The organism is Companilactobacillus miaonis (genome assembly GCF_036913615.1).
Taxonomy (GTDB): Bacteria; Bacillota; Bacilli; order Lactobacillales; family Lactobacillaceae; genus Companilactobacillus.
The window spans coordinates 27,910-51,653 of the sequence record NZ_JAYKTX010000004.1 but is presented as its reverse complement, the minus strand read 5'-3'; the positions used below and the strand labels follow the sequence as shown (position 1 = coordinate 51,653).

27 protein-coding genes and 1 pseudogene are annotated in these 23,744 nt (G+C 37.1%); 14 read left to right on the top strand and 14 right to left on the bottom strand.

Annotated features, from left to right (window positions below; genetic code table 11):
- Positions 1-107: 107 nt before the first annotated feature.
- The gene (locus tag U8521_RS04385; protein WP_334332010.1) at positions 108-596 is read left to right on the top strand and encodes a cysteine hydrolase family protein; all 489 of its coding nucleotides are present in this window, start codon (positions 108-110) and stop codon (positions 594-596) included.
- 44 nt (positions 597-640) lie between these two features.
- Here U8521_RS04385 and U8521_RS04380 read toward each other — a convergent pair whose 3' ends face one another.
- Complete coding sequence (locus U8521_RS04380) at positions 641-910, bottom strand: hypothetical protein (RefSeq protein WP_334332009.1); 270 nt, start codon at positions 908-910, stop codon at positions 641-643.
- Positions 911-1,049: 139 nt separating this feature from the next.
- Between U8521_RS04380 and U8521_RS12750 the strand changes: the two genes are divergently transcribed.
- Positions 1,050-1,400, top strand: a complete 351-nt coding sequence (locus U8521_RS12750) for a transposase (protein ID WP_442886121.1) — start codon at positions 1,050-1,052, stop codon at positions 1,398-1,400.
- A gap of 69 nt (positions 1,401-1,469) precedes the next feature.
- Here the strand turns inward: U8521_RS12750 and U8521_RS04375 are convergent, their stop codons facing one another.
- Both U8521_RS04375 and U8521_RS04370 read right to left on the bottom strand, forming a co-directional pair.
- Complete coding sequence (locus tag U8521_RS04375; protein WP_334351980.1) at positions 1,470-2,012, bottom strand: TVP38/TMEM64 family protein; 543 nt, start codon at positions 2,010-2,012, stop codon at positions 1,470-1,472.
- Positions 2,013-2,378: 366 nt separating this feature from the next.
- Positions 2,379-2,648, bottom strand: coding sequence for a metal-sensing transcriptional repressor (locus U8521_RS04370; protein WP_334332007.1), 270 nt, complete (start codon positions 2,646-2,648; stop codon positions 2,379-2,381).
- Between the two features lie 162 nt (positions 2,649-2,810).
- On the opposite strand from U8521_RS04370, the gene U8521_RS04365 reads away from it, so the two are divergent.
- Positions 2,811-3,137: a thioredoxin family protein gene (locus U8521_RS04365; RefSeq protein ID WP_334332006.1), complete on the top strand. Its 327-nt coding sequence runs from the start codon at positions 2,811-2,813 to the stop codon at positions 3,135-3,137.
- A gap of 285 nt (positions 3,138-3,422) precedes the next feature.
- Here U8521_RS04365 and U8521_RS04360 read toward each other — a convergent pair whose 3' ends face one another.
- The 5 genes from U8521_RS04360 to U8521_RS04340 all read right to left on the bottom strand — a co-directional run bounded on the left by U8521_RS04360 (position 3,423) and on the right by U8521_RS04340 (position 7,144).
- Positions 3,423-3,944: a WxL domain-containing protein gene (locus U8521_RS04360; RefSeq protein ID WP_334332005.1), complete on the bottom strand. Its 522-nt coding sequence runs from the start codon at positions 3,942-3,944 to the stop codon at positions 3,423-3,425.
- 46 nt (positions 3,945-3,990) lie between these two features.
- A complete protein-coding gene (locus tag U8521_RS04355; RefSeq protein WP_334351979.1) occupies positions 3,991-5,160 on the bottom strand; it encodes an RNA-guided endonuclease TnpB family protein in 1,170 nt (389 codons plus the stop codon).
- A gap of 125 nt (positions 5,161-5,285) precedes the next feature.
- Positions 5,286-5,621, bottom strand: coding sequence for a hypothetical protein (locus U8521_RS04350; RefSeq protein WP_334351978.1), 336 nt, complete (start codon positions 5,619-5,621; stop codon positions 5,286-5,288).
- Between the two features lie 116 nt (positions 5,622-5,737).
- The gene (locus U8521_RS04345) at positions 5,738-6,439 is read right to left on the bottom strand and encodes a VIT1/CCC1 transporter family protein (protein WP_334333650.1); all 702 of its coding nucleotides are present in this window, start codon (positions 6,437-6,439) and stop codon (positions 5,738-5,740) included.
- Positions 6,440-6,454: 15 nt separating this feature from the next.
- Positions 6,455-7,144, bottom strand: coding sequence for a VIT1/CCC1 transporter family protein (locus U8521_RS04340; RefSeq protein WP_334333651.1), 690 nt, complete (start codon positions 7,142-7,144; stop codon positions 6,455-6,457).
- A gap of 204 nt (positions 7,145-7,348) precedes the next feature.
- On the opposite strand from U8521_RS04340, the gene U8521_RS04335 reads away from it, so the two are divergent.
- The 5 genes from U8521_RS04335 (at position 7,349) to U8521_RS04315 (ending at position 10,720) form a co-directional block, all read left to right on the top strand.
- Positions 7,349-7,813: a Fur family transcriptional regulator gene (locus U8521_RS04335; protein WP_135371932.1), complete on the top strand. Its 465-nt coding sequence runs from the start codon at positions 7,349-7,351 to the stop codon at positions 7,811-7,813.
- Positions 7,806-8,228, top strand: a complete 423-nt coding sequence (gene arsC, locus U8521_RS04330) for an arsenate reductase (thioredoxin) (protein WP_334333652.1) — start codon at positions 7,806-7,808, stop codon at positions 8,226-8,228. The genes U8521_RS04335 and arsC overlap by 8 nt, the downstream gene beginning before the upstream one ends.
- A gap of 138 nt (positions 8,229-8,366) precedes the next feature.
- Positions 8,367-9,254 (top strand): metal ABC transporter solute-binding protein, encoded by an 888-nt coding sequence (locus U8521_RS04325; protein ID WP_334351977.1) that lies wholly within the window; start codon positions 8,367-8,369, stop codon positions 9,252-9,254.
- A 1-nt stretch (position 9,255) separates the two neighbouring features.
- Positions 9,256-9,921, top strand: a complete 666-nt coding sequence (locus tag U8521_RS04320) for an ATP-binding cassette domain-containing protein (protein ID WP_334351976.1) — start codon at positions 9,256-9,258, stop codon at positions 9,919-9,921.
- Between the two features lies 1 nt (position 9,922).
- Positions 9,923-10,720, top strand: coding sequence for a metal ABC transporter permease (locus tag U8521_RS04315; protein WP_334351975.1), 798 nt, complete (start codon positions 9,923-9,925; stop codon positions 10,718-10,720).
- A gap of 227 nt (positions 10,721-10,947) precedes the next feature.
- Here U8521_RS04315 and U8521_RS04310 read toward each other — a convergent pair whose 3' ends face one another.
- Complete coding sequence (locus U8521_RS04310; RefSeq protein ID WP_135371942.1) at positions 10,948-11,385, bottom strand: Fur family transcriptional regulator; 438 nt, start codon at positions 11,383-11,385, stop codon at positions 10,948-10,950.
- Positions 11,386-11,520: 135 nt separating this feature from the next.
- Here U8521_RS04310 and U8521_RS04305 point away from each other — a divergent pair, with 135 nt between their 5' ends.
- The 6 genes from U8521_RS04305 (at position 11,521) to U8521_RS04280 (ending at position 17,630) form a co-directional block, all read left to right on the top strand.
- Complete coding sequence (locus U8521_RS04305; protein ID WP_334351974.1) at positions 11,521-12,213, top strand: response regulator transcription factor; 693 nt, start codon at positions 11,521-11,523, stop codon at positions 12,211-12,213.
- Entirely contained in the window at positions 12,213-13,592 is a 1,380-nt protein-coding gene (locus U8521_RS04300; protein ID WP_334351973.1) for an ATP-binding protein, read from the top strand. Before U8521_RS04305 ends, U8521_RS04300 begins: the two co-directional genes overlap by 1 nt.
- A gap of 431 nt (positions 13,593-14,023) precedes the next feature.
- Positions 14,024-15,529 carry an AMP-binding protein gene (locus U8521_RS04295; RefSeq protein ID WP_334351972.1) on the top strand — a complete coding sequence of 502 codons (1,506 nt, stop codon included), beginning with the start codon at positions 14,024-14,026 and terminating at the stop codon, positions 15,527-15,529.
- 3 nt (positions 15,530-15,532) lie between these two features.
- Positions 15,533-16,339, top strand: coding sequence for an ABC transporter permease subunit (locus U8521_RS04290; RefSeq protein WP_334351971.1), 807 nt, complete (start codon positions 15,533-15,535; stop codon positions 16,337-16,339).
- Positions 16,339-17,061, top strand: a complete 723-nt coding sequence (locus tag U8521_RS04285) for an ABC transporter ATP-binding protein (RefSeq protein WP_334333660.1) — start codon at positions 16,339-16,341, stop codon at positions 17,059-17,061. The genes U8521_RS04290 and U8521_RS04285 overlap by 1 nt, the downstream gene beginning before the upstream one ends.
- A gap of 152 nt (positions 17,062-17,213) precedes the next feature.
- Complete coding sequence (locus tag U8521_RS04280; protein WP_334333661.1) at positions 17,214-17,630, top strand: protein-export chaperone SecB; 417 nt, start codon at positions 17,214-17,216, stop codon at positions 17,628-17,630.
- Between the two features lie 312 nt (positions 17,631-17,942).
- Here U8521_RS04280 and U8521_RS04275 read toward each other — a convergent pair.
- The 5 genes and pseudogenes from U8521_RS04275 to U8521_RS04255 all read right to left on the bottom strand — a co-directional run.
- Positions 17,943-18,017: pseudogene (locus U8521_RS04275) on the bottom strand (helix-turn-helix domain-containing protein); the annotation flags it as partial.
- Positions 18,018-18,104: 87 nt separating this feature from the next.
- Positions 18,105-19,082 (bottom strand): aliphatic sulfonate ABC transporter substrate-binding protein, encoded by a 978-nt coding sequence (locus U8521_RS04270; RefSeq protein ID WP_334351970.1) that lies wholly within the window; start codon positions 19,080-19,082, stop codon positions 18,105-18,107.
- A complete protein-coding gene (locus U8521_RS04265) occupies positions 19,079-20,596 on the bottom strand; it encodes an AMP-binding protein (protein WP_334351969.1) in 1,518 nt (505 codons plus the stop codon). The genes U8521_RS04270 and U8521_RS04265 overlap by 4 nt, the downstream gene beginning before the upstream one ends.
- A complete protein-coding gene (locus tag U8521_RS04260; protein WP_334351968.1) occupies positions 20,553-21,758 on the bottom strand; it encodes an acyltransferase in 1,206 nt (401 codons plus the stop codon). The genes U8521_RS04265 and U8521_RS04260 overlap by 44 nt, the downstream gene beginning before the upstream one ends.
- 173 nt (positions 21,759-21,931) lie before the next feature.
- A complete protein-coding gene (locus U8521_RS04255) occupies positions 21,932-23,737 on the bottom strand; it encodes an FAD-dependent oxidoreductase (RefSeq protein WP_334351967.1) in 1,806 nt (601 codons plus the stop codon).
- Between the last annotated feature and the right edge of the window lie 7 nt (positions 23,738-23,744).

The following is a 23,744-nucleotide window of genomic DNA, read 5'->3' as shown; positions in this document are numbered from 1 at the left end:
TTCCATGACAAATTTTAAAATAAAGACATATCGTAATAACATCGCTTTCATTGGCATCAGCTTAATGTTAATCTCAAGTTGAGGAAATTTTTAAAGGATGTGATTTGATGGCAAAATTGGCAGATACACTTATTGTAATCGACATGCAAAAAGCACTTCGATACAGCTACAACTTCAATGATCTTATTAATCGAATCAATCGGCGTATCACACTTTACCGAGAAGAGAATTTACCAATCATTTTTATTCAACATCACGATAAGAATTTGGTTTTGAATAGTGATTTATGGCAATTGACCAAAAATTTGGACGCAAAAAAAGAAGACCTCAAGTTAAATAAAACTCACTATGACGCCTTCTATCACACTGACCTTCAAAAAAATTTACAAGAGAAAAATATCAAAACCATTGAAATTTGTGGTGCCCAAACTGAATACTGTTGTAACACTACAATTACCGTAGCTCACAATTTAGGGTATAAAATTCAACTGAAGCATGATGCCACAACTACCTTCGACAATAATTATATGACCGCTGAAGATACGATTTCATTTTTTGAAAATATTTGGGATGAAGATTTCGTGACATTTGTATAAAATGCAAATTCCGACCAACTGCCATAATTGGTCGGAATTTTGTTCTATGCGTATGCTACGTACCGGTGAATCAATTCGTAGCCGTTGAGACTGAGCTTACCCAAAACTTTGTTGATAACATCATCTGGGAAAACCGAATCTGATTTTCTGACTAAATAAAACTTTGATAAGTCATCGGAATCAATCCAACGACCTAATTTAGTCAACTCTGAATACTGCTTAGGGTCAAACTCAACAGAGCGATCAAAATCAACTGTAATGACCTCTCCTTCAAACCAACTAATATTCGTAACTGTTTTTGGTACTTCGTCCATTATCCATCATCCCTTTTGAATAAATTCTGAAATCGTTTACCATAAGACAATATAGCACGTTTTAAAGACAATTTGGGGCTAGTTTTCAAAATGTATGAATAAAGAGAGGAAAATTTTATGAAATTATTTATTGGCATAGATTCTGAATCCAAATCATAAATTATTTGCATCTTTTCCTGGTGTCAAACCGGTTTACGCGGCTGGCTTTTTAGGTGAGGTTGGCGAGATTGCACGATTTAATAACGATTCTCAATTATCTTCATATTCCAAAAAAAACAGAACCGCAACTTACTATCTAAAAGAAATAATCAATACACTCGCGCAAACAGATCCAGTCTTCAAAAACGACTTCGAACAAAAACTAACTGCCAAAGCAAATACCACTAAGAATCGAGCTTTGAGTCAGTTACACTCAAAAATGATTCGCATAATTTATTTATTAATAACTACCAACCGTTTATACGTTACCGAGTTTCATCCTAAAAAATAACTAAAAAGTCCAAAACAAAAAGCCGACTAATGATATTTTCACTAGTACGGCTTCTTTATTTTGATTAAATTATGAAATTTTAACATCACTCAAGAAATTATCGACACTTTGCGTCGTCTTATCCTTGTCATAAGTGTAATCACGAGAAATATCTAGGTTAATAACCTTACCATCGATCGTAGTAATCTTAATAGCTAATGGATTTTTCATCATCGACATTTGCGCTGAGAAAATATTGTAAGCATTAGAAACTGGCACCATTGATGGCAATTTCTTTATTTCATTCATGTCTCCCAATACTTTTACCGACTTAATCTCTTCTTTTGATATTGAATCCATTTTGACAAAATGTGGGAATAAAATCATCAAAGCACGCTTCCAAGAATTTGACATATCATAATATTCAACATTCTCACCATCGAATTGCCAATAATTGAAGACTTTTGGTGAATTGATGTAATAATAAATAAAAATTGCTGCAAAGAAACAAAGTCCAACGAATAGACCCATCCAGGCACCAAAAAACGCATAGAAGAAACTGCCAGGGATAAAGGCCACAATCAAACCAATTAATAATGGTCTCAAATTGATCTTCTTTCCAAACCGAATCATTCTAATCGCCTCTCTTTGGTGATTATTATAGCATCAAGAATCTTTTTGAAATAAGACAAAAGTTGGATTTTTAGAAAATTCGGGGAAAATTAAAGTATCAACATATAACGTATCCATTTCAAAATTTACAGGAATAACTGCAAAAATCCAAAATCTAGTCTGGAGTAACAGCTCTGGGAAATGCTCAGCTCTGAAATTCTTGTTAATGCTTTAGCATTTACAAGAAGACCGAGCTTGGAGACTTTTTTCGGTTTTGAAAAAGGCTTCAAGTCGTGTCCAGAGCGTTCCAGTCATTTCCCAGAGCTGTTGCGGAAGACGGCATTAACCACTAACCAAACTTCAGAAATAAGCACAATCTAATTAATTCTATTTAGTCTTTAGCATTAAATCCAATGATTCTTGCAATTCTGCTAATTGTTTTTCGCTGGTACAATTGGAATTTTTACGAATATTCTGAGCAATGACGAGTTTCATTGCTTTGTCGACACTTGATTTAACGGCAGACAATTGCATTAATACTTCGTTACAAGGCTTGCCTTCATCCATCATTCTTAAAACGGCGTCGAGTTGTCCACGTGAACGTTTAAGTCGACTGGTAATTTTTTTGCTGGCTACTTCTTCGGGTGTTTGTGTCATAACTTGCCTCCCAAGTTGAATTCTTTTTACTATTATACCTATGCGGGTACCGGGTCGCAAATTATTGCTTTATTAATTGTGTGATTGCTGAGAAAACAAAATAGTTGATTTAATTTACCCTAGGGGGTATATTATTTTTATAGAAATTGAGAAGGAGCTTGAATGATGGCTAATATTACAGAATTATCAGACAAGACATACAATGACGAAACAAATTCAGGACTCGTAATCACCGACTTTAACGCTGACTGGTGTCCTCCATGTAAAATGATGAACCCTATTTTGGAGAAGTTATCATCAAAAGACGAATTAGGTGACAAGATCAAGTTCACATCCATGAACGTTGACAAGAACCCCGAAACTCCAAATAACTTCGGAATCCAAGGAATCCCTACATTTATCGTTAAAAAAGACGGTAATGTTGTTGGTAGAATGGTTGGTTATCAACCAGAAGAGAAGTTCAGAATGGAACTCGAGAAATATATGTAGAGTGTGGAACAGGCCCGCTTAGGACTTGGCAGATAGCCTAGCTTCACGAATTGTCCGCGCACTTTGCGGATAATTTGGGAAGCGTAGCTATATGTCCAAGTCCTGGCCTGTGGAACGCGTTTTAGAAGTAGAGCATGGAACGCGTTTTGACTATATCGCATAGAACCATGGTTATTCCCAAATAGAATTACACTTTTAAAAAAACAAAACTACACCAAAAACAATAGGCCAAGGCAATCAAAACACGATTACCTTGGCCTATTTTAATGTTAATAATTATCTATTTTACTGCAAAGTATCCTGTAAAGTCCAAGTAACGGTACTTGAATACTTTCCACTTTCAGTCGCTGTATTTTTAGGAACTAATAGCTTCAAATCATTCTTAACATCTTCAGTAAAATCCTTAAACGCTGGATCACTGGCAGTTGGTGGAACTAATTCCCCTACTTTATTTTCATTATTTGAAATACTCTGACCATTCCAAAGCAAACTAGCGTTTAATTGATGGCCTTTATCATTAACAAAATCACTAGCCGAAGCCAAAAGTTGCAAATTACCATTATAATGAGCAGTTCCATCCCCATTACGACCATCAAAAATCGATAATTCACCAGTAACCGTCGGTGAACTCTCGAATCCTTTTTCATAATCTGATGGCTTGTGAGTTCCAAAATCAATCAAACTCGGAACGGTTAATTTTAGATCGTTACCGACAACGAAATACAAAATTGATGAAACTAAAACTTTCCCTCCAGCTTCAAATTTGTGAACTACATCGGCACTAAAGTACCGAGCTTCTAGGAACATTCCATACTTGCCAACTAGTATTTCAACCGGTCGGTAGAGGCTAGAACTATTTTACTAAGGCTTGTTCCATGCCATTATTCAATATGTTTTTACTTGCATTGATATCACGATCATGATGAATACCGCAATTAGGACAATCCCATTCTCTTATACTCAAACCATGTTTACCGTCATCGTAACCACAGTTAGAACAGATTTGACTAGTTTTAAAAGGATTAACAACTAAAAATTGTTTTCCATACCATTCACATTTGTATTCAAGCATTAGTCTTAATGCTCTCCATGATTGATTAGCAATAGCACGTGATAGTTTATGATTACCAAGAAGATTTTTGGTTTTCAAATCCTCAATAACAATCAAATCATTATTTCCAACTAATTCACGAGTTATTTTATGGAGATAGTCTTTTCTTTGATTAGCTATCTTCTCACTATACTTAGCTACCATAAGTTTAGCTTTCATGTAATTTGAGTATTGTTCTAAGGGCTTAGGGTCTACTAGACCGTACTTCTTCTTTCTTTGGATATCCTTTAAAGCTTGAGCACGTCTTCTAGCTAATCGTTTTTCCCAATAATGTTTATTTTTAGCAAGTTTCTTATCAAAACGGATAGTTTTATACTTATCTCCATCTGAACAGATAACTAAGTCTGAGACTCCCATATCAAGACCAACAACATTATTGGTTTTTGGCAATTTAACAGTTTCTTCATCAACTGTTAAAACGGCGTAATACCTGTTAGTAGATGATTTACGAATCGTTACATACTTGATAATACTAGGGATAGCCTTCTTGTTCTTATACTTCATTACTCCAAGTTTAGGCAATTTAATGTAAGAATTATCGATAATTTCAATATTATTATTAACAAATTTACATTGATAACTTTGTTTTGGGAACTTCTTACTTTTGAACCGTGGAAATTTACGCTTCTTACTAAAGAATCCCTTGTAGGCTTCAAATAAGTCTTTATTAGAAACTTGTAAGCTAGTGCTTTCAGCTTTCTTTAACCACCTGTGTTCTTTTTTGAAAGTTGTTAAAATATAATTCAAATCAAATGCTTTCAAAGATTTCAAATCAGGATTATTTTCATGACGTTTGATCATCATGTCTAACATATTATTCCAAACGAAACGATTAGCGCCAAAGTTATATTCAATCAGTTCCTTTTGGTAATCATTTGGATAGATGCGTAATTTAATACCCTTTAAGACCATATGAACCCCCTCCCATGATTTGGTATCGTAATTATATCACATTAGGGGAACATACGTTTGTAGAAACGCCTAAAATCGCATAAATCATTGATTCATCACGGCAATAAATTACCGTGTTTTCTCAATTAACGATTTTTATAAAAAGTACCCGAATCATTATTCGACATTTTTTGTTTCAAATTCACTAATATTTGGCCATTATTGCCGACGACTACATTTTCATTCCCCAATTGTTCCTTCAAACTAGTCAAATCAAGGTTTTTCGAATCCGGTGAATACAAAATCAGCTGATTTCCTTCGCCAGATAACTGAAAGTTAATCTTTGCTTGATAAGAATCATTGGAGACGGTGTAATCGGAAAAATTTGCCGTCGTTACTGTGGCAGCCCTAATTGAATTAATTCTAACTAAGCCCGTAATCATCGTTAGAATAAAAAATAGTTGCACTATCCTCTTTCCCATTTTTCCCCCCTGAAATCTTTTCTACCCCTATTATAGAATTATTCACATTTTAAACAAAAAAATATCGTAAGGAAAAGAAACCCCTACGATATTTTTTATATCATATTTGTTGTTTTTTAAAGCATTAAACCAACTGAATAGTGAATAGCCATGGTAATCAAACCGACAATGATATTTCTAATAATTGCGGTCTTTACTAGACCATCACCTAATTTAGCACTGAGAAAGCCAGTCAAACCGACTGATAAAGTAACTGCTAAAATTGTTCCTGGCCATTTGATAGCAGATGGTAATAAAGTCATGGCAACTAACGGGAAAATCCCACCGGCAGATGCAGATACTAATGATGAAAAAGCTGCATCCCAAGGACTCATATAATGTCCTAGTTGTAAATCATACTTGACTCTAACGACGGTTCCTAAAGCATCCTGGTCCATTAATTCCTTAGCAATCTTATAAGATGTTTCTTTCGTGACACCACGATCAACGTAATAGTCAGCTACGACATCCAATTCAGATTGAAAATCACTTTTGATCAGTTCACGTTCTTTTTCAATCGCAGCTCTTTCAGTATCTTTTTGAGAGCTAACTGAGGCATATTCACCTGAAGCCATTGAAAAAGCACATGCAAGTAAGTCAGACAAGCCGGCAATAAAAATAGTAAAAGTATTTGTTGTAGCAACGGCAACTGAGAACAAAACCCCAACGACAGTTAGAATTCCATCGTTAGATCCTAACACACCAGCCCGAAGGGTATTCGAACGTTCAGCCATCGTCTTTTTTTGTTTCTTTGGTTTAGACATTGTCATAGTTTTCATAATCTTTCCCTCCCACTAATGTGCGAATAATGATCCAATCAGATAAGTTACAAACATTGTCAATAATCCTGAGACAACATTTCTAATCACAGCTTTACCACGATTAGCACCGCCCAAAGTAGCAGCTGCATAACCAGTAATCGTCAAGGCGATAATGACCGCAATCACAGTCGCAATCATTTTGATACTTTGAGGGAACATAGTGATTGAAACTAATGGCAAAATTGATCCAGTTGGGAACGAAATCATTGAAGCCATGGCCGCCGCGATGGCACTTGTTTGTTCCTTAGGATTAAAACCATATCTTTCACGAACAGCAACATTTATTGGATCATCTTGTAACATTTCAGTAGTAGCTTGTGTTGCTAATTCTTTCGAAATACCGGTTGCATGATACTTATCACGAATGAAACTAAATTCATCGTCATAATGACCATCTAATTTAGCTGATTCTTTTTCAATTGCACGCTTTTCAGTATCACGTTGGGTACTTACAGAAACCCATTCACCCATAGCCATTGAAACCGTTCCGGCTAACATCCCAGCAATACCTGATAAAAATATCGCATGATTGTTACTCTGGGCACTGGCAACACCAATAACGATACCGGCGATAGAAATGATTCCATCATTGGCACCCATAACACTGGCACGCATAACATTGATTTTTTCCGCTAAACTTTGTTTTTTCTTTGCTTTAGGCATGGTACTCACTCCTTAATTGTATGTATCACATTGGAATGGTTCTTACTTATTAACGAATACATAGTAATCCTTATTTTCAGAAAAGTAAACCTTCAGCCCTCAATAAAACGGTTCCAACTTTTTAAATAGCTTTTATTGTAAATACTTGACCTTTAGTAATATAATTACATTGTAATGATTCCTAAGTAGAAAGGAAGAACACTCATGGCTAGTAATGCAGTAATGGAAGAAACATTGCAAATCTTAAAAGATCATAAACTACGAGTTACACCACAACGCCACATTATTTTGGCCTATCTAGTTAGCCATCATAACCACCCAACTGTGGAAATAATTCGTGACGCTCTAGGCAAAGAGCTTCCAAATATGGGAGCATCTACGATTTATAATACCCTTAATACTTTCGTTGACCATCATTTAGTCGTGGAGTTACAAAATGGTGACGGAAGTACCCACTACGATTATTTTGGAACACCCCACTATCACGCCATTTGTACGAACTGTGGTCGGATAGTAGACGTTACGTATCCTGGTTTTAGCGACACTGAAAAAAATCTCGAACAAAAAACGGCTGAAATTTCTGGCTACATGATTTCCGGTAATCACATGGAAGTTTATGGATTATGTCCAGAATGCCAAATTAAATTAGGAATAAAAAACAATGAGTAATTATAGTATTTATTTTCTATGTTCTGGAAACTCCTGTCGGAGTCAAATCGCTGAAGGGTATGCTAAAAAGTATTTACCTAACTGGAATATTCAAAGTGCCGGTATCAGAGCTGATGGCGTTAATCCTTACGCTGTAAAGATCATGGCTGAAGATGGCATTGACATTTCCAACCAGACTTCCAAAGTAATTAATGACGAGTTCATGCAAAATGCAACAGTTGTAGTTACTTTATGCGGTGAGGCTCGTGATAAGTGCATCATTCCTCAAAACAGTCGCTGGTTGCACTGGCCAATTCAAGATCCCGCTCTCAGCACTGGCAGTGAAGAAGAAATAATGGATGATTTTCGTGAGGCTCGTGATGAAATTAAAATGCATATTGAAGCATTAGCTAAATATGTTCAAAATAACCAATAACGATAATTTCCTATAAGAACTGCATTCTTGCAATGCAGTTTTTTTATATTTATAATCAAATAGTAAATTTTATCATTTACATTTTTGGATAGTTACTTTATGATTGAATAGTATTATTTATCATTAAGGGAGATTATTATGTTTTCAAAAAAAGCACGTTTCATTACAATTCTGCTACTCTTTGTCGTCTTTTTAACTGGTTGTTCCGCTCATACCAAAAAGTCCTCTAAGTTACAGATCGTTACGACTACTGATTTTTACGGTGAAGTTGCTAAAGCCGTCGTTGGCAATAAAGGGACTGTTTCTTCTATCATCGACAATCCTAACGTCGATCCACATGACTATGAACCAACTACCAATATTGCTAAAAAAGTCAGTACAGCTGATATCACCGTTGCCAACGGATTAGGTTATGATTCTTGGATGAATAAATTAAATCAAGATGATAACAGTACTTTCATTAAAATTGGTGAAAATGTCATGCACAAAAAAATGGGTGACAATCCTCACATTTGGTACGAACCTCAAACCATGCCTAAATATGCTAAGTATCTCGCTAAACAATTAGCTAAGAAACAACCTAAAAATAAGGCCTACTTTGAAAAGAATGCTCAAAAATATATTGATACTCTTAAACCGGTCCAAAAACAATTAAGCAAGTTAAAAGAAACTGCCAAGCGTGATAACAATTCCGTCTATGTCAGCGAACCCGTTTTCGACTATTCATTAAACGCTATCGGTTATAAAGTCGCTAACAAGAGTTTTGAAAAGGCGATTGAAAATGGTACCGACCCTACTCCACAAGTAATTCAGAAGATGAACAATGGTCTCAAGAACAAGAAGGTAGCCTTCTTCGTCCTCAATTCACAAACTGACAACAAAGTTATCAATAACCTCGTTCAAAAAGCTGAGAAAAACGACATCCCTGTTCTCAAAGTTACTGAAACATTGCCAAAAGGTAAGACTTACAAGCAATGGATGCTCTCTCAATACCAAGATTTAGAAAAAATTTTACAAGGTGAATAACATGATTCAAGCGCAACAATTAAGCAAATCATTTGGCGACCAACTAGTCTTCTCAAATTTAAATTTCGAGATTTCCGATGGCGAATTCGTCAGTCTGATCGGTCCCAACGGATCTGGCAAGACGACTTTAGTTAAGATCATGATGGGTTTGGAAAAGCCGACTTCAGGAAACTTGCAAATGTCCCATCACGCCATCGGATACGTTCCACAATTTCGAAATATTGACAACGACTATCCATTAAGCATCGAACAATTTATCCGTTTAAATAATAAATTCACTCTGAACTTTTCTAAGCGCCAAGAACAGAATCAAAAAATTCAAACTATCCTCCAAAAAACCGGTTTAACTGCTTTAAAAGACCGGCCATTAGGCTTAGCTTCTGGTGGTGAAAAGCAAAAAGCCTATCTAGCTCAAGCACTTTTGAATGATCCAAAAATTTTGATATTGGACGAATCAACTGCCAGTCTTGACGTGGAAGTAAAGTTACAGTTAATGGATCTAGTCGCTGATCTTAATCAAAGAGAACACTTAACAGTAATTTTCATCACTCATGATTATGATTTAACTAAGAAATATACCAAAAAAGCCCTACTCTTTGAGAATAAGACTTTAAAAGAAATCAACGTCACTGACGTTTCTAAAAATATGTTTAACATGGAGGCTTAAAATGCTTCAATTTGAATTCATGCGCCAGGCCTTCATCGCCAGTACTTTTATCGCAATCACCGCTGGTTTAGTCGGCGTTTTCGTAGTTTCAAGAAATATGTCATTTTTATCGCACACTTTATCAGAAATAGGCTTTGCCGGAGCTTCTTTCGGAATTTTCATTGGCATCTCCCCCTTAGCGGGAATGATTTTATTTACTATCGTCAGTTCCATTGCCGTAGGTAGTCTCAGCAATGAATCGTCTCGAAGAGAAGCTTCGATCAGTGCCATGTCATCATTATTTATTGGATTAGGAATTCTCTTTTTATCCCTTTCTTCTAAATCAAGTAGCTACGCTACCAATATTTTATTCGGAAGCATTGTTGGTATCAGTAGCAAGGAAGTTCAACAATTACTGATTTTGGCAATCTTTGTCATTGTTATCTTTATCATCTTTTACAAACCGCTAGCTTTTGATTCGTTTGACCATATTGGTGCCTTAGCCAGCGGACTAAAGACTCGTTTATTGTCAGTGATCTTCTTAGTAACTCTAGCACTCAGTGTCAGCATCGGCGCCCAAATCGTCGGTTCCTTGTTAGTCTTTGTTTTACTAACTTTACCGGCAGCCACTGCTAAGTATTTGGTTCATTCAGTTCCTAAGATGATTCTGGTTTCAGTTGGTTTAGCGTTAAGTGGCGTTTGGCTAGGTTTATACTTAGCTTTCATCACTAACTGGCCAGTAACATTTTTCATCGCAACTTACGAAGTGATTGCTTACTTTATTGGGTTGGGATACAAGAATTATAAATTGAATCACTAAATTTGGGATGGTGTTGTTCTATAGTTTGAGTGGTGGTTTGATGCCGTCTTCCGCAACAAAATAAAGAAGCAGTTCATAATGATATTTCTCATTAATACTGCTTCTTTATTTTTGTTATTCAATTCTGTTAGAAAACATCACTTTGAATAGAACTTACTATCCTTAACTAAAAGGAAAGCAAATATTCAATAGATCCGTTATTTTAGCCCGGAACAAAAAACTGCCAACTATAAGTCAGCAGTTTCTTTTTTCAACTTCTTAGCACAATTAGCACACAAACCATAAACCTCGATTGCATGTCCCTCAATTGTGTATCCTGGTAATTGATCTGAGAAGAACTCCATTGGACAAGCTTTTAGTTCTGTTACTCGGCCGCAATTCTTACAGACAAAATGATGGTGGTGACGGTGGGCAAAATCACATTGATACTTGACCAGCGTTTTATTTTTTTCCTGATACTCGACTAAACCGATATCAGCGAACTCTTTTAAATTCCGATAAATCGTGTTGTTGCTCATTCCTGGATACAATGAGCGCATATAATTGGCAATGTCACTGATTGCTACATAGTGAATCGTAAAGTTTTTTAGGTAACCAATCAGGTCTGTCCTTTGTTTAGTTACCTTATAATTATTTTTTTTGAGAATTTCAATTGCTTTTTCCATTTGAGTCATCCTTCTTTAGTACATTCAGTAGTGTAACACAATTAGTAATTATTACGCATTAGAAAGTTTTTAGTTAGAATTAAGGAAGATTTGCTACTATAATTGTATAAAACGCTTTTTTGGGAGATTTGTAGTATGAAAAACACAATTTTAATTGTTGAAGATGAACGTAGTCTTTCAAGTTATGTCGGTAAAGAGCTTCAGTTTGAGGATTTTGATGTCGTTATTGCTAATGACGGGGTTGAAGCTTTAGATATGTATGAAAAATACCAAAACGAGTTACTCCTGATCTTGCTCGACTGGATGTTGCCTAAACTCGATGGTATGGAAGTTTTAAGAAGAATTCGTAAGCATGATCAAGTTCCTGTTATTGTTATGACTGCTCGTGACTATGTTGGTGATAAAGTTGCCGGTCTTGATAATGGAGCTGACGATTACATTACTAAACCTTTTGAAATTGAGGAATTATTGGCTAGAGTTCGAGTTATTCAAAGAAGAATGGAACATATGACTGAGCCAGAACAAACGTACAAAATTGCTGATTTAACTTTGAATACTAAATCTCACCAAGTCTTTCGAAAGGATGAAAATATCCAGTTAACTCGACGTGAATACGATCTCTTGTTGTTTTTTTTACAACATGTCGGGCAAGTCTTTACACGTGATGAGTTATTAGACAACGTTTGGGGAGAAGATTTTCTCGGGCAACAAAACGTCGTCGATGTTTATGTCGGCTACTTACGTAGTAAAATTGACGGCAAAGAAAATAAACCGCTGATTCAAACTATTCGAGGGGTCGGTTACTCACTTGAGGATGTGACGGAATAATGGCTAAAAAACCACTTTCGTATCAAGAATTAATTAACCAAGGTATTAAAAAATTAGTTATTATCATTACTTTATCAATCAGTGCTTTGATCTTGATTATCGTTGGTATTCAACAAACGCTCATGACAACTCGTGAAGCTGAAGGTCAGATGATGAGTTTGAATCGAGCTAATATCGACGATATCCCTAGTTTCATTCACTGGAGTAGTCAAAATAATCGTCATTCCAAGCAAGATACTGTCATTCGGGTAAAATCGAGTAGTTCTTCTATTACAGCTACTTCCGGTCGTGGTGGACAAGTCATCATGACTTCCAGTGCCTCGAAAAAATTTATTGCTCAAAAAAAATTCAGCCTCTTCGATCACGTAGTTTACGTTAATGGCTATGGATTTTTCTTGTTTTATTCACAGAAAGACGAAGATACGACTTATCAAATCTGGGTCAGTATGAACCGTCTGATCAATAGTTTAATTTTGTTATTAATAATCATCAGCATTGTCGTCTTCGTGACACTAGGCTTTGGTACCTGGTGGGCTCAACGTTTGGCCGAGAAAATGAGTGCGCCAACGATTCAATTAGTTAAGGAAACGCGCAATACGATCAAAGATTCCGAGGTCGACCAGCCTACCTTGAAGGTTCCCGACAGCCCACAAGAAATCAACGAATTAGGAATTGCCTTCAATGACTTGTTGACGACTCAAAATGAACGTCTGCAGCGTGAAAAAGATTTCGTTTCCAATGCTTCACATGAATTGCGGACCCCAATTGCAGCCGTTCGAGGCAATATCAATTTAATTAAGCGTCACGGTAAGAAGCATCCTGAGGTCATCCCTGAATCGCTAGATTTCATCGATGAAGAATCATTACGGATGCAGAACTTGATTGAGAATCTGTTGCATTTATCTCGAGCCGATCGGGCCAAATTAGTTTTAGCGGATGTGAACTTATCAGCCATCACGCAATCTATTGGTGAGCATTATCAGAGTTCTTTGCCTCACCAAGTCAATTTAGAAATTGAGCCAGATATCCATGTTTTAGGCGATAGTGATACTTTGAAGCAGATTTTAGTGGCTCTTTTGGACAACGCTAATAAATATTCTGATGATAAATCGCCAATTACCCTTAGTTTACAGCGAGTGAATGATAAAATTCATTTGTGCGTTAAGGACTTGGGATTTGGCATTGCTGATGATCAGAAGAAATTGGTCTTTCAAAGATTTTATCGGGTCGACACTTCTCATTCTAGTGAGATCCAAGGTAGCGGTTTAGGATTGTCGATTGTTTCGCAATTGGTCAAATTGAATAATGCTGAGATTGCGATTTTGGATAATCAGCCGCATGGTTGTGTGTTTAGGGTTTGTTTTGATGGGATTGATTGATACGTTTAATAATAAATAATGGAGCTGTACTAATGATGTTTTCGTTGGTGCGGCTTCTTTTTTTGTAGGGTGATTTGAGAAAGTATCTTCTTTTTTCTCGATATCTTATAGTTAGGATTTTTTTGTTACTTATTTCCGTTCTTTCTTTTATAACGGTTTTTGGGTTGGTGCTCCCTTTTTCTATGTCCTAAACTTGCAGCATAAACGCGTGGAGCAGGCCAGGACTCAACATATAGCTACGCTTCCCAAATCATCCGCAAAGTACGCGGATAATTCGTGAAGCTAGGCTATCTGCCCGATTCCTAAGCGGGCCTGCTCCACGCTCTTTCTAAGAAAATCTTATCTAAACCTTACCAAACCTCAGTAGTTCCATTCCCTTCTTGCTTGTAAACTAGATTTATTCAATCAAACAAGTGAAAGGTCTTGGTGATATGTCAGAACTTACAGATAGATTAAAACAACAACTACTTAACGGCGCAAATCGTTCTCTTATGCAGGATGCTAAACAGCATTGGTACACCGGCAGTGAACTTAACTTAGAAGAAACTGTTTGGAAAAATTACTGGGAAAACAAGGGTATTGGTCACAATGATGTGGTTTTAGTGGCTCTTACTAACTCGGTTACTTATTCCTTAGTTACTCAAAGTCTTTGGGAAATCGGAGCTATCGTTCACCCGATCAATCCTGCTACTACGGAAATTCAAATTAGTGAATTGGAAGATCAATATCATTATGCCGCAATTGTTTTAAACGCTGAGGTTCAAGAGTTGACTGTGCTTGGTGATACTTTTACCAATCAACCGAGACTGACAACTTTGCACGAACCTGAAGTTCAAATCTTCATTCGTAACAAACATATTGCCCATCTTCCTGAAAAACCAATCGATTCACAACTGGCCGTTATCATGCATACTTCTGGAACAACTGGTAAACCAAAACGGGTCGGTTTAACTCATAAGCAACTGTTGGCTGGAGCTTTCCACGTAGTTGAGAGTCAGAATTTAACTAGTGACGATTCCACCTTCATCCTGATGCCAATGTTCCACATCAACGCCATGGTCATCTCCAACTTGGCTACTCGCGTTTCTCATGGACAATTGCTCTTCAGGCCAAAATTTAGTGCTCACCTCTTTTGGAAAGAAGTCAGTAGTGAAATGGTAAGTTGGGTGTCACTCACCCCAGCTATTATCGCAATTTTATTACAACGTGATGAACAACCAGCAACCGACAATAATTTACGTTTCCTACGAACAGCATCCGCTCCACTTTTGCCTAGCACCCATGAAGAATTTAACCGCCGCTTCAGCGTACCCTTAATCGAAAGTTACGGTATGACCGAAGCTGCTAGTCAAATTGCTCAAAATCCGCTTGATAAACCAATTCAAAATACTGTCGGCAAACCAGTTGGAACTGAAATGAAAATTCTTGATAGTGAACATCACGAAGTTGCTTTAAATACCATTGGTGAGATTGCTATCAAAGGTGATAGCGTAATTACTCACTATCTTGATCCTCAACCAGAGGCTTTCTATGACGGTTATCTTCTAACTGGTGACCTCGGTTCAATCGACGAAAATGGTTATCTAACAATTTCTGGTCGTAGTAAGGAAATGATCATCCGTGGTGGTGAGAATGTCAATCCACTAGCCGTCGAATATTGCTTGAACGTTTTAAAATTTGTCCGTGAAATGGCCGTTGTCGGGATTCCCGATAAAATTTATGGTGAAACTGTCACCGCTGTGATCGTCCCTAACGAAATCAGCCGTGATCATCGACACCAACTTGCATTGTTGAATGAACTAGCAAATGAGCAATTATTACCTGTTGAACGTCCAACTAAATACATTTTTAGCGATCAATTACCTAAGAATGCGACTGGAAAAATTCAACGTACACTTCTAGCTCAAGAAGTGACTCAACAATTAAAGGAGGCCTAGCCGATGCAAAATTCTGTAACTTTACCTGAGAAAAAGGCGTTACGTCTGCCTGTAACGAAGCTTTTGCCGTTCTTAATACCGATTATCCTAGTGTTGTTTTGGCAAGTTGCTAGCTCTCTTGGTTGGTTATCCAGTTCCGTTTTGCCATCACCTTTAGCAGTTCTGCAAGACGGAATTAAGTTGACCCAGTCAGGCGAATTACCTAAAAATCTCAGTATTAGTCTTTACCGGGCAACTTTAGGACTTTTGATCGGTGGTGGAATCGGTTTTATCCTCGGTTTCATCAACGGAATGTCCAAAACTTGTCGACTATTATTCGATTCATCGATTCAAATGTTCCGTAATATCCCTCATTTAGCCCTTATTCCCTTAATTATTTTATGGTTAGGTATCAATGAGTCTGCCAAGATTTCTTTGGTAGCTATCGGAACAATGTTCCCCGTTTATATCAACACTTTCCACGGTATCAGTTCCGTCGACCCTGACTTGATTGAAATGGGTGAATCCTATGAATTATCTAAACGCCAAATGTTTTTCAAAATAATTTTTCCAGCCGCACTTCCTCAAATCCTCGTCGGTATTCGTTACGCTTTAGGTGTGATGTGGACTACTTTGATCGTTGCTGAAACAATCTCTGCTAGTTCTGGTATCGGTTATATGGCTAATAACGCCGAAGATTTCATGGATATGGAAACTGTGATTTTATGTATCGTTGTCTATGCTGTGCTCGGTAAAATTTCTGATCTCGTCGCCAAGAGTTTTGAAAGTCTCTTACTCGAATGGCAAACAACTGGAAGGAGTAATGCTTAATGTCAGAAGAAATGATCCAAATTAAAAATGTCAATAAAATGTATCAAGATTTAACTGCTCTACAAAACGTCTCACTCGATATTAACAAGGGTGAATTCATCGCCTTAGTCGGAATGAGTGGTGGCGGTAAAAGTACCCTACTACGATTAATCGCTGGTCTCGAAAAACCAACCACTGGTTCAATTAAAGTCAATGGTGACAATTCGAAATCAATTATGCGAATGATGTTCCAAGAAGATAGATTACTTCCCTGGATGAACGTTTTAGACAATTTATCCTTTGGTTCCAAAGATAAAAATACTAAAGCGCATGCTCAAGAACTCTTGGAATTAGTTGAATTAGGCGATTATGCCGACCACTTCCCTAATCAATTATCCGGTGGTCAAAAACAAAGAGTCGCCTTAGCTCGAGCCTTGATGACCAATCCGGAAGTTTTACTTCTGGATGAACCACTAGGTGCCTTGGATGCTTTAACAAGAAGAAAGATGCAAGATTTAATCCTTTCAGTCTGTGAAAAGCAAAATCTAACAACTATTTTAGTAACCCATGATGTAGAAGAAGCCGCTAGAATGGCTGATCGTATCGTCGTTATGAAACATTCAACTAACTATTATGAAGAAACTTGTCCTAAGAATCGTAACGCTGGTCAAATCGGAATCGTAGCCGACCGTGTTCTCGGTGAGATCTTAGGAGAAAAAGAAACTCAAATGCAAACAGCTTAAATTTACTTAAAAAAAGCCGCACTAATGAAAACAATTAGTACGGCTTTTTAAGTTTCTCTTGATTTAACTAAATCGTATTTAGACTCGTGATAATTAGCGTGTCTTTTGTTTCCGAGAGTGCTAATATTAGAAAAAATGACTGGAGAAAAATCATGAATACAACAAATAAGTATTTGCAATTTGATGATCCCACTATTCTAACGTTTGAATTCAACGTCAATGAACAATTTGATTTTGACAGCGACTTTGACGACGTTGACATCAGCACCTTAGTCGAAATGCCCGACGAGTTAGAAATCAATTGGCAAGAGCCAGTTCCAGTCTATTTGAGCGTTTTTATTAATCCTGATGACTCTGATGCACCTTATAAAATCAACATGAAAATCCTAGCTTTCTTCAAAGTTGACCGCGCTGTCCCAGAAAGCGAAGCCTATCAGATCCTACAAACAGAAGCTGCTAGCATCCTACTATCCTATCTACGCCCGATGGCTTCCATGATGGTAACAGCCAGTGGTTTCCCACCAATGACGATACCGATGTTAGACTTTTCGGATGATGACGATGATTAGAGGGTGAAACAGGGACGGTCAGCTCCCGTAGGATAACGTAATTTCACGAATTGTCTGCCACACTTGCGGGCGATTTGGGAAATTTTGTTATCTCGGAGGGGGTTGCCCCTGTGCAACCCGTTTACGATCAAACTAAGGAAGTTTGGTTATTAAAATAAGAACACAACCATAAAAAGAGCTACTAACCCCATCTGGCAAGTAGCTCTTTTTAAATACCCAAACCAGCTTCACGCATCCCTTCAACAATATCTGGCACTTCATGCAAAACATAAGGGACAACCACCGAAGACACTAAAATTACCCCAGTCAAAGTCAGCCAGTCTTCCACTTCGAGATTGATTGACGGGAAATATTCAATTTCTTAGCCAAGTCTTCCTGTGACATATCATGTAATTTACGTTGTTATAGTTTCATCGTTATAAGGATACTTCACAGGCAACAAAAAAAGGACGAAGTACTCGTCCTTTATAAAATCTACTTATAATCACCAGAATCATTAATGGTTACTTTATTTTCAATCAATCCTTCTTCATAGAAGAGATCAGCAATTTTTTGTTCTTCTTTAGCATATTTTTCGTTCATCGCATAAATGCCAAAGCTACGACGGTTGACCAACTTCTTAACGACACTCTTTGAAACTTTCAGAGATTTACTCATCATCGTTATGAGCTCGCTATGATTGTTGTTAGCCCATTCCATATCTTCTTGTAAGTACTTAATTAGATACTTCGACACTTCAGTATTTTCTTTAGCAAAACTTTGCGTTGAAAGGATATAATCGCGATTATTCGTAATTCCTGAACCATCAACTAACAATTTAGCATTTTGATTAATTTCAGCTTGAGCGGTATATGGATCCCAAGTTGCCCAGGCATCAACCTTTCCTTTAGAGAAAGCTACACTAGCACTGGATTGGTCCATATTGACCCAAGTTACATCATCAGCGCTTAAACCAGCCTTCTTCAAAGCTGCTAAGAGCATGTATTGTGAACTAGTTCCTTTAGTATAAGCAATCTTCTTACCTTTCAAATCTTTAATTGAAGAAATACTTGAAGATTTACTTACCAAAATTCCTGAACCTTTGGCCTTTGAAGCTCCAGCAGCAACATAAGTTAGTTTAGTACCTGTTGACAAGGCAGATACAGGAGGTGTATCACCCGTTCTAGCATAATCGACACTACCGGCTTTCAATGCTTGCATTAAGGAATTCCCATCTTGGAATTCTTTAAAGACTACATTATAACCTTTAGCCTTCATCTTCTTAACAAATTCACCACGTTGCTTAGCAATATCAAACGGATCACCCTTTTGATACCCAATCGTGACCGTTTCTAAACTTGATGATGAACTACCCGCATCAGTTTGCTTAAATCCGTATAGCGCTACAACGGCCCAGAAAAATAGGACCACACTGATTAAGAGCTTTTTGAATCTTCTTTTCCGTTTATTCATGCGAAATTCTCCACTAAGTTTGACATAACTTGCTCACGTAATTTTAAGCGAATTACCTTTCCAGTTGCGTTACGTGGATAATCTTTAACGAAGACGATCCGAGTTGGCTGTTCGTAACCAGCTAAAGTGGCCTTGGCGTGAGCAATGATTTTTTGACGTTCTAATTCTTTTGGTTGTTGACCACGAGTGATTACTACTGCTGTCACTGCTTCTCCATATAATTTATCAGGAGTTCCGATAACCGAAACCTCTTTGACAAAATTCAATTGGCTGATAGCATTTTCAACTTGTGCCGGTGCAACTTTTTCACCACCGTGATTGATAATATCCTTTTTACGACCTTTAACGAATAAATAACCGTCTTCATCGATATATCCAAGATCACCAGTCAAAAACCAACCGTCTTTAAAAGATTCAGGATGTGGATCTAAGTAATCGCTGATAACGTGATCACCAGAAACGACGATCTCACCTAACTGATTAGGCTTTTTGACGATTTGTCCATCATTCATAATGGCAACATTGGTCTTAAAAGCTTTTCCAGCCGAACCAACTTTTTGAGCCCCAAAAGGATTGATCGTACATTGACTAGCGGTTTCCGTCATCCCGTACCCTTCAAGGATTTGGGTATGAAATTTAGTTTGAAATTCAGTTAATTTATCAAGCGGTAAAGCAAATGATGAGCATCTGACAAAGCGTAATTGGATATCCGTATCATAAGCTTGTAAAGCTTTTTGATTAATTAGTAAGATATTGACGATAGTCGGTACCACAGAAACCCAAGTAACGCCGTTTTCTCGAATTTGATTCCAGAATTTAGAAGCACTGAATTTTTCAGCAACAACAATCTTGCCACCTGACATACGAGTTGCTAACAAAACAATTGCTTGAGCATTGATATGAAACATTGGCATAACGACCAAAGTAGTATCTTTTGAAGTCAGCTTGTGACTTTCAATATCATGTTCAACTGCATTCTTCAAGATCCTATGTGTTAATCCAACTCGTTTTGGTTTACCCGTTGTCCCAGAAGTATTCATAATCAAAGCCAAATCATCTTCTGCTGGCGTAGCGGCGTTATGTCCCATCAAATTTCGATCACGAATAATATGGAGAATTGAATAAGTTTCTAAATGTAGCGCCGTTACGATTGCCATGTAGTCATCCAAAACAGCATTGACTAAATCTTCTCCAACAATTGAAGCCGCATAGTCGTGTTCAGAAAGTTCTTGTTGCAATTCCTTTTCCGGCGTTGTAGCGGCGATTGGATGCATAACCGCACCTACTTCCCAAAGTGCTTGCGTTAAAACTGGGTAAACTGCAGAATTTTTTAAACAAACCAACACGACATCACCCAAACCGACGTGAAGATCGATTAAAGTATCCTTCAAAACCCTGACATCATCGCTTATTTGACTACCGGTGAACCACTGATTGAGTGCTTCATCCTTAATGATTTTTTCATTTAAATTATTCTTTAACTGTTTGTTTAATTGTTGAGTTATTTCTGACATATTTTTTTGCTCCTTTTGTTAGGTGCCATTGCGGACGTCCAATCAAAACTCCAAATGGAGGAACTTTGTAGCAGAACCATGAGATAAGGAAGGCTCCACCGAGGACAAAGGCATATCCAAGTGGCAACATTAGTAGCATCACGTATGATGGCACGTTGATGATGCTCAAAATTCCATACAAGATTGCAATCGGAATCGTTTGAACCAAGTAAATCCCAAAGGATACTTTAGCCAAGTTATGAATCATTTGATCTAACCAAGCCGGTAAGTTCTTTTGTCTAGCATGTGCATATTGTCGACCGATCCAGAAAACAAAAGTAATCATGAACGTATCATAGATAAAAATGAATGGTTGATGAATTGATTGAGTAGCACTGATACTTAATTTCAAAATATATTGATTTCCAAAGAATACCAATACCGTTCCGATAGCTAAAACTAGTGTTGACCAGCCAATTACTCGATGATTTTTCTCAATAAACTTGTCGACTTGATCATAATGAATGGCGACAAAAGCTCCAGCAATAAAATAAAATTGATAAACTAAAACATTCATTCCATAAGCTCTAAAGAGATACCACCAACCACTACGATCGACACCTGGTAACCAATATTTGATACCAATAACTAGTAATAGTTGAATCAAAGCACTCGCTACCAAAATAGCAACGTGGTGATTTGGCAATTTCTTAAACATATAAACTATTAGTGGGAAAAGTAGATACAACTGGAACGTTACCAGAATGTAGTACATGTAATATTTATTCCCATGAATTATGGCATCATATAAATTTTGAAAATAATTAGGCCAACTGATGGCGACACCAGCCGTAATGGTTGAGAACCATAATAGAATCGCATTCCAGCCTATATAAGGAATTCCAACGCTAATGTAACGTTTCTTCCAAAAACCTAACCAATGATTGTCACGATTGTAGTAATTTAAAACTAAAACGAGTCCCGTCATAAACATGAAACCCATTCTTGTGAAGTGAAGCATCAAGTGAGTCGCTTCGATAAATAGTTGACTACCAGTACCATCGCCAACATTATTTTTAAAAGCAGTCGTTGTATGATTCAACAACACGCCACCAATAAAGAGAACTCGCATTAAATCCACTTCATATAAATATTTTTTCTTTTTCTTAGTTGTAGTTGCCAAGAGTTCACCTCTATTGCACTTTTTTCTTCCTGCTTAAAAGCATAGTTAAGTTATAGCATCGCAACAGCACTGGGGTCTTGATGATTGGTTAAGGTTAAAATAAGAAATTCTTAGATACAAAAAAATTCAAGGAATTATTACATCCCTTGAATTTTTTAATTACTCATTAAAATTTATTGTTTATTAATATAATCACGTGCGTTCATAACAGCATGACGTCCTGAATTAACACTGTGCGCACATGCTGATCCACCTAGTGTAATCGTATAAACATTCCTATATTGCATTGTTGAATCTGCTCCAACTGCATATAAACCTTTGATGGCATCAAAATCATCATCAATAACTTCGAACTTATTATTTTCGCCAATTCCGCCTAGTCCGACTAAATTAGAATTATCCAGTCTACCAATATAATAAGGTCCTTCATTAATTGGCACTAAGTTCATCTTTTCCTTATTAAATTCTTTATCAAGTCCATTTTGACAATATTCATTATACTTCTTAACTGTTTCGATTAAGGTTTCCTCTGGAATATCGACATCTTTTGCTAAATCAGCAATGTTATCAGCCTTAAACAAAGAATTACCACGATTACTTTTCACCGCATTTTCCAAGATCTCATCGGGGTCTGGATTCTTCAATAAAGCAATCTCAGCACATTTATCCCAAATCTTCTTGTTAAAGATCACATATGTTGCTTCAGTAGCTTTGATTGGCATGTGTTGATAAAGCATGTTGTAACTAGAAATGTTTTCGTTAGCAATTCTTCGACCATCCTGATTGACCCAAATAACTGGACCACCACCAGCAATCATCGTCTCAGGAGCCATCTTCGTCAAACGATTTGTTGGTAAAGCTTGAATGTAATTATCCATAAATTCTGATGATTCATCCAGCATATCCTGAGCTTTAACTGACATTGCCATTTGATAGCCATCACCAGTATTTGAAGGCATCGATAAGAATTTCAAATTATCCGTCTTCCAACCTTGTTTAGCAATTAATTTAGCATTGTGACCAACACCGCCAGTGGCAAAAATAGTTGCTTTTGCATTGATTTTTAACATGCCGTTTCTACTCTTAGCATAGATTCCTTTAACTACACCATTATCAGAAATAACACTGTAAGCTGGTGTGTCTAACAAGAATTTAACGCCGTACTCATCAGCTTTTTTCTTCATATATGGCACATATCCTGAGGAAGCCACGCCATCTTTGAACCAATGGAAAGTTGGGAATTGGCAAATACCAGAATAATCATCAACCTTCGTCAATTGAACACCATTTTTAACCAGCCAATCGATATTTTCAGAAGAATTATTAACTAAATCGACCCAAAATGACCCGTCGACTCGGTACTGTGCTAATTCCATTTCCTTAGCAATTATTTTTTCCGGTTCGCTAGTTATTCCGGCAGCCTTTTGCATTTTAGTATTAATACCAAAAATCCCTTCAACACCGCCACCATTTCCGGCAATGAAGCTATTTTTCTCAACCACTAAAGTTTTAAGTCCCAATTCTCCAGCTTCAACTGCGGCTGCCAATCCAGAAATACCTGAACCAACAATCACCAAGTCAGTTTGAATTTCTTTAGCAATTTTCTTAGGAACTTCCCGCCAGTTAGAATAATCTTCGACGTTAGTCCGCTCAGTAGCATCATATTTTTTAGCTCCGTTAGTTTGAATCTCATTTTCACTAATTTCACCACCGGCAGCCTTGACAGCCTCTTTAACTGCATCAATTATTCCTCTTGAAGAATGACTAGCACCAGAAACCGCATCGATTCCCAAACTCTGAGTACGACTGATTTCATGAGACAAAATATCAATTACCGACTTATTTAAATTCGTGTCACCTAATTTATCTTTGCTTTGAATGTGATTAATTTTCCCATTAACGACCTCAACGATTAGAGGAAGTTTCTCACCTTGATAAACATCCGCCACAACTTCATATCTGCCATCTTTTAAAGCCATATTTATC

What these genes read in the sequence shown, in the direction of transcription:
- U8521_RS04270 (WP_334351970.1), bottom strand. Translation starts at nt 19,082, where the DNA reads ATGAATAAACGGAAAAGAAGATTCAAAAAGCTCTTAATCAGTGTGGTC.
- U8521_RS04280 (WP_334333661.1), top strand. Translation starts at nt 17,214, where the DNA reads ATGAATACAACAAATAAGTATTTGCAATTTGATGATCCCACTATTCTA.
- U8521_RS04355 (WP_334351979.1), bottom strand. Translation starts at nt 5,160, where the DNA reads ATGGTCTTAAAGGGTATTAAATTACGCATCTATCCAAATGATTACCAA.
- arsC (WP_334333652.1), top strand. Translation starts at nt 7,806, where the DNA reads ATGAGTAATTATAGTATTTATTTTCTATGTTCTGGAAACTCCTGTCGG.
- U8521_RS04370 (WP_334332007.1), bottom strand. Translation starts at nt 2,648, where the DNA reads ATGACACAAACACCCGAAGAAGTAGCCAGCAAAAAAATTACCAGTCGA.
- U8521_RS04335 (WP_135371932.1), top strand. Translation starts at nt 7,349, where the DNA reads ATGGCTAGTAATGCAGTAATGGAAGAAACATTGCAAATCTTAAAAGAT.
- U8521_RS04380 (WP_334332009.1), bottom strand. Translation starts at nt 910, where the DNA reads ATGGACGAAGTACCAAAAACAGTTACGAATATTAGTTGGTTTGAAGGA.
- U8521_RS04295 (WP_334351972.1), top strand. Translation starts at nt 14,024, where the DNA reads ATGTCAGAACTTACAGATAGATTAAAACAACAACTACTTAACGGCGCA.
- U8521_RS04360 (WP_334332005.1), bottom strand. Translation starts at nt 3,944, where the DNA reads ATGTTCCTAGAAGCTCGGTACTTTAGTGCCGATGTAGTTCACAAATTT.
- U8521_RS04350 (WP_334351978.1), bottom strand. Translation starts at nt 5,621, where the DNA reads ATGGGAAAGAGGATAGTGCAACTATTTTTTATTCTAACGATGATTACG.
- U8521_RS04300 (WP_334351973.1), top strand. Translation starts at nt 12,213, where the DNA reads ATGGCTAAAAAACCACTTTCGTATCAAGAATTAATTAACCAAGGTATT.
- U8521_RS04255 (WP_334351967.1), bottom strand. Translation starts at nt 23,737, where the DNA reads ATGGCTTTAAAAGATGGCAGATATGAAGTTGTGGCGGATGTTTATCAA.
- U8521_RS04265 (WP_334351969.1), bottom strand. Translation starts at nt 20,596, where the DNA reads ATGTCAGAAATAACTCAACAATTAAACAAACAGTTAAAGAATAATTTA.
- U8521_RS04310 (WP_135371942.1), bottom strand. Translation starts at nt 11,385, where the DNA reads ATGGAAAAAGCAATTGAAATTCTCAAAAAAAATAATTATAAGGTAACT.
- U8521_RS04365 (WP_334332006.1), top strand. Translation starts at nt 2,811, where the DNA reads ATGATGGCTAATATTACAGAATTATCAGACAAGACATACAATGACGAA.
- U8521_RS04305 (WP_334351974.1), top strand. Translation starts at nt 11,521, where the DNA reads ATGAAAAACACAATTTTAATTGTTGAAGATGAACGTAGTCTTTCAAGT.
- U8521_RS04285 (WP_334333660.1), top strand. Translation starts at nt 16,339, where the DNA reads ATGTCAGAAGAAATGATCCAAATTAAAAATGTCAATAAAATGTATCAA.
- U8521_RS04320 (WP_334351976.1), top strand. Translation starts at nt 9,256, where the DNA reads ATGATTCAAGCGCAACAATTAAGCAAATCATTTGGCGACCAACTAGTC.
- U8521_RS04290 (WP_334351971.1), top strand. Translation starts at nt 15,533, where the DNA reads ATGCAAAATTCTGTAACTTTACCTGAGAAAAAGGCGTTACGTCTGCCT.
- U8521_RS04325 (WP_334351977.1), top strand. Translation starts at nt 8,367, where the DNA reads ATGTTTTCAAAAAAAGCACGTTTCATTACAATTCTGCTACTCTTTGTC.
- U8521_RS04315 (WP_334351975.1), top strand. Translation starts at nt 9,923, where the DNA reads ATGCTTCAATTTGAATTCATGCGCCAGGCCTTCATCGCCAGTACTTTT.
- U8521_RS04385 (WP_334332010.1), top strand. Translation starts at nt 108, where the DNA reads ATGGCAAAATTGGCAGATACACTTATTGTAATCGACATGCAAAAAGCA.
- U8521_RS04340 (WP_334333651.1), bottom strand. Translation starts at nt 7,144, where the DNA reads ATGCCTAAAGCAAAGAAAAAACAAAGTTTAGCGGAAAAAATCAATGTT.
- U8521_RS04375 (WP_334351980.1), bottom strand. Translation starts at nt 2,012, where the DNA reads ATGATTCGGTTTGGAAAGAAGATCAATTTGAGACCATTATTAATTGGT.
- U8521_RS04345 (WP_334333650.1), bottom strand. Translation starts at nt 6,439, where the DNA reads ATGAAAACTATGACAATGTCTAAACCAAAGAAACAAAAAAAGACGATG.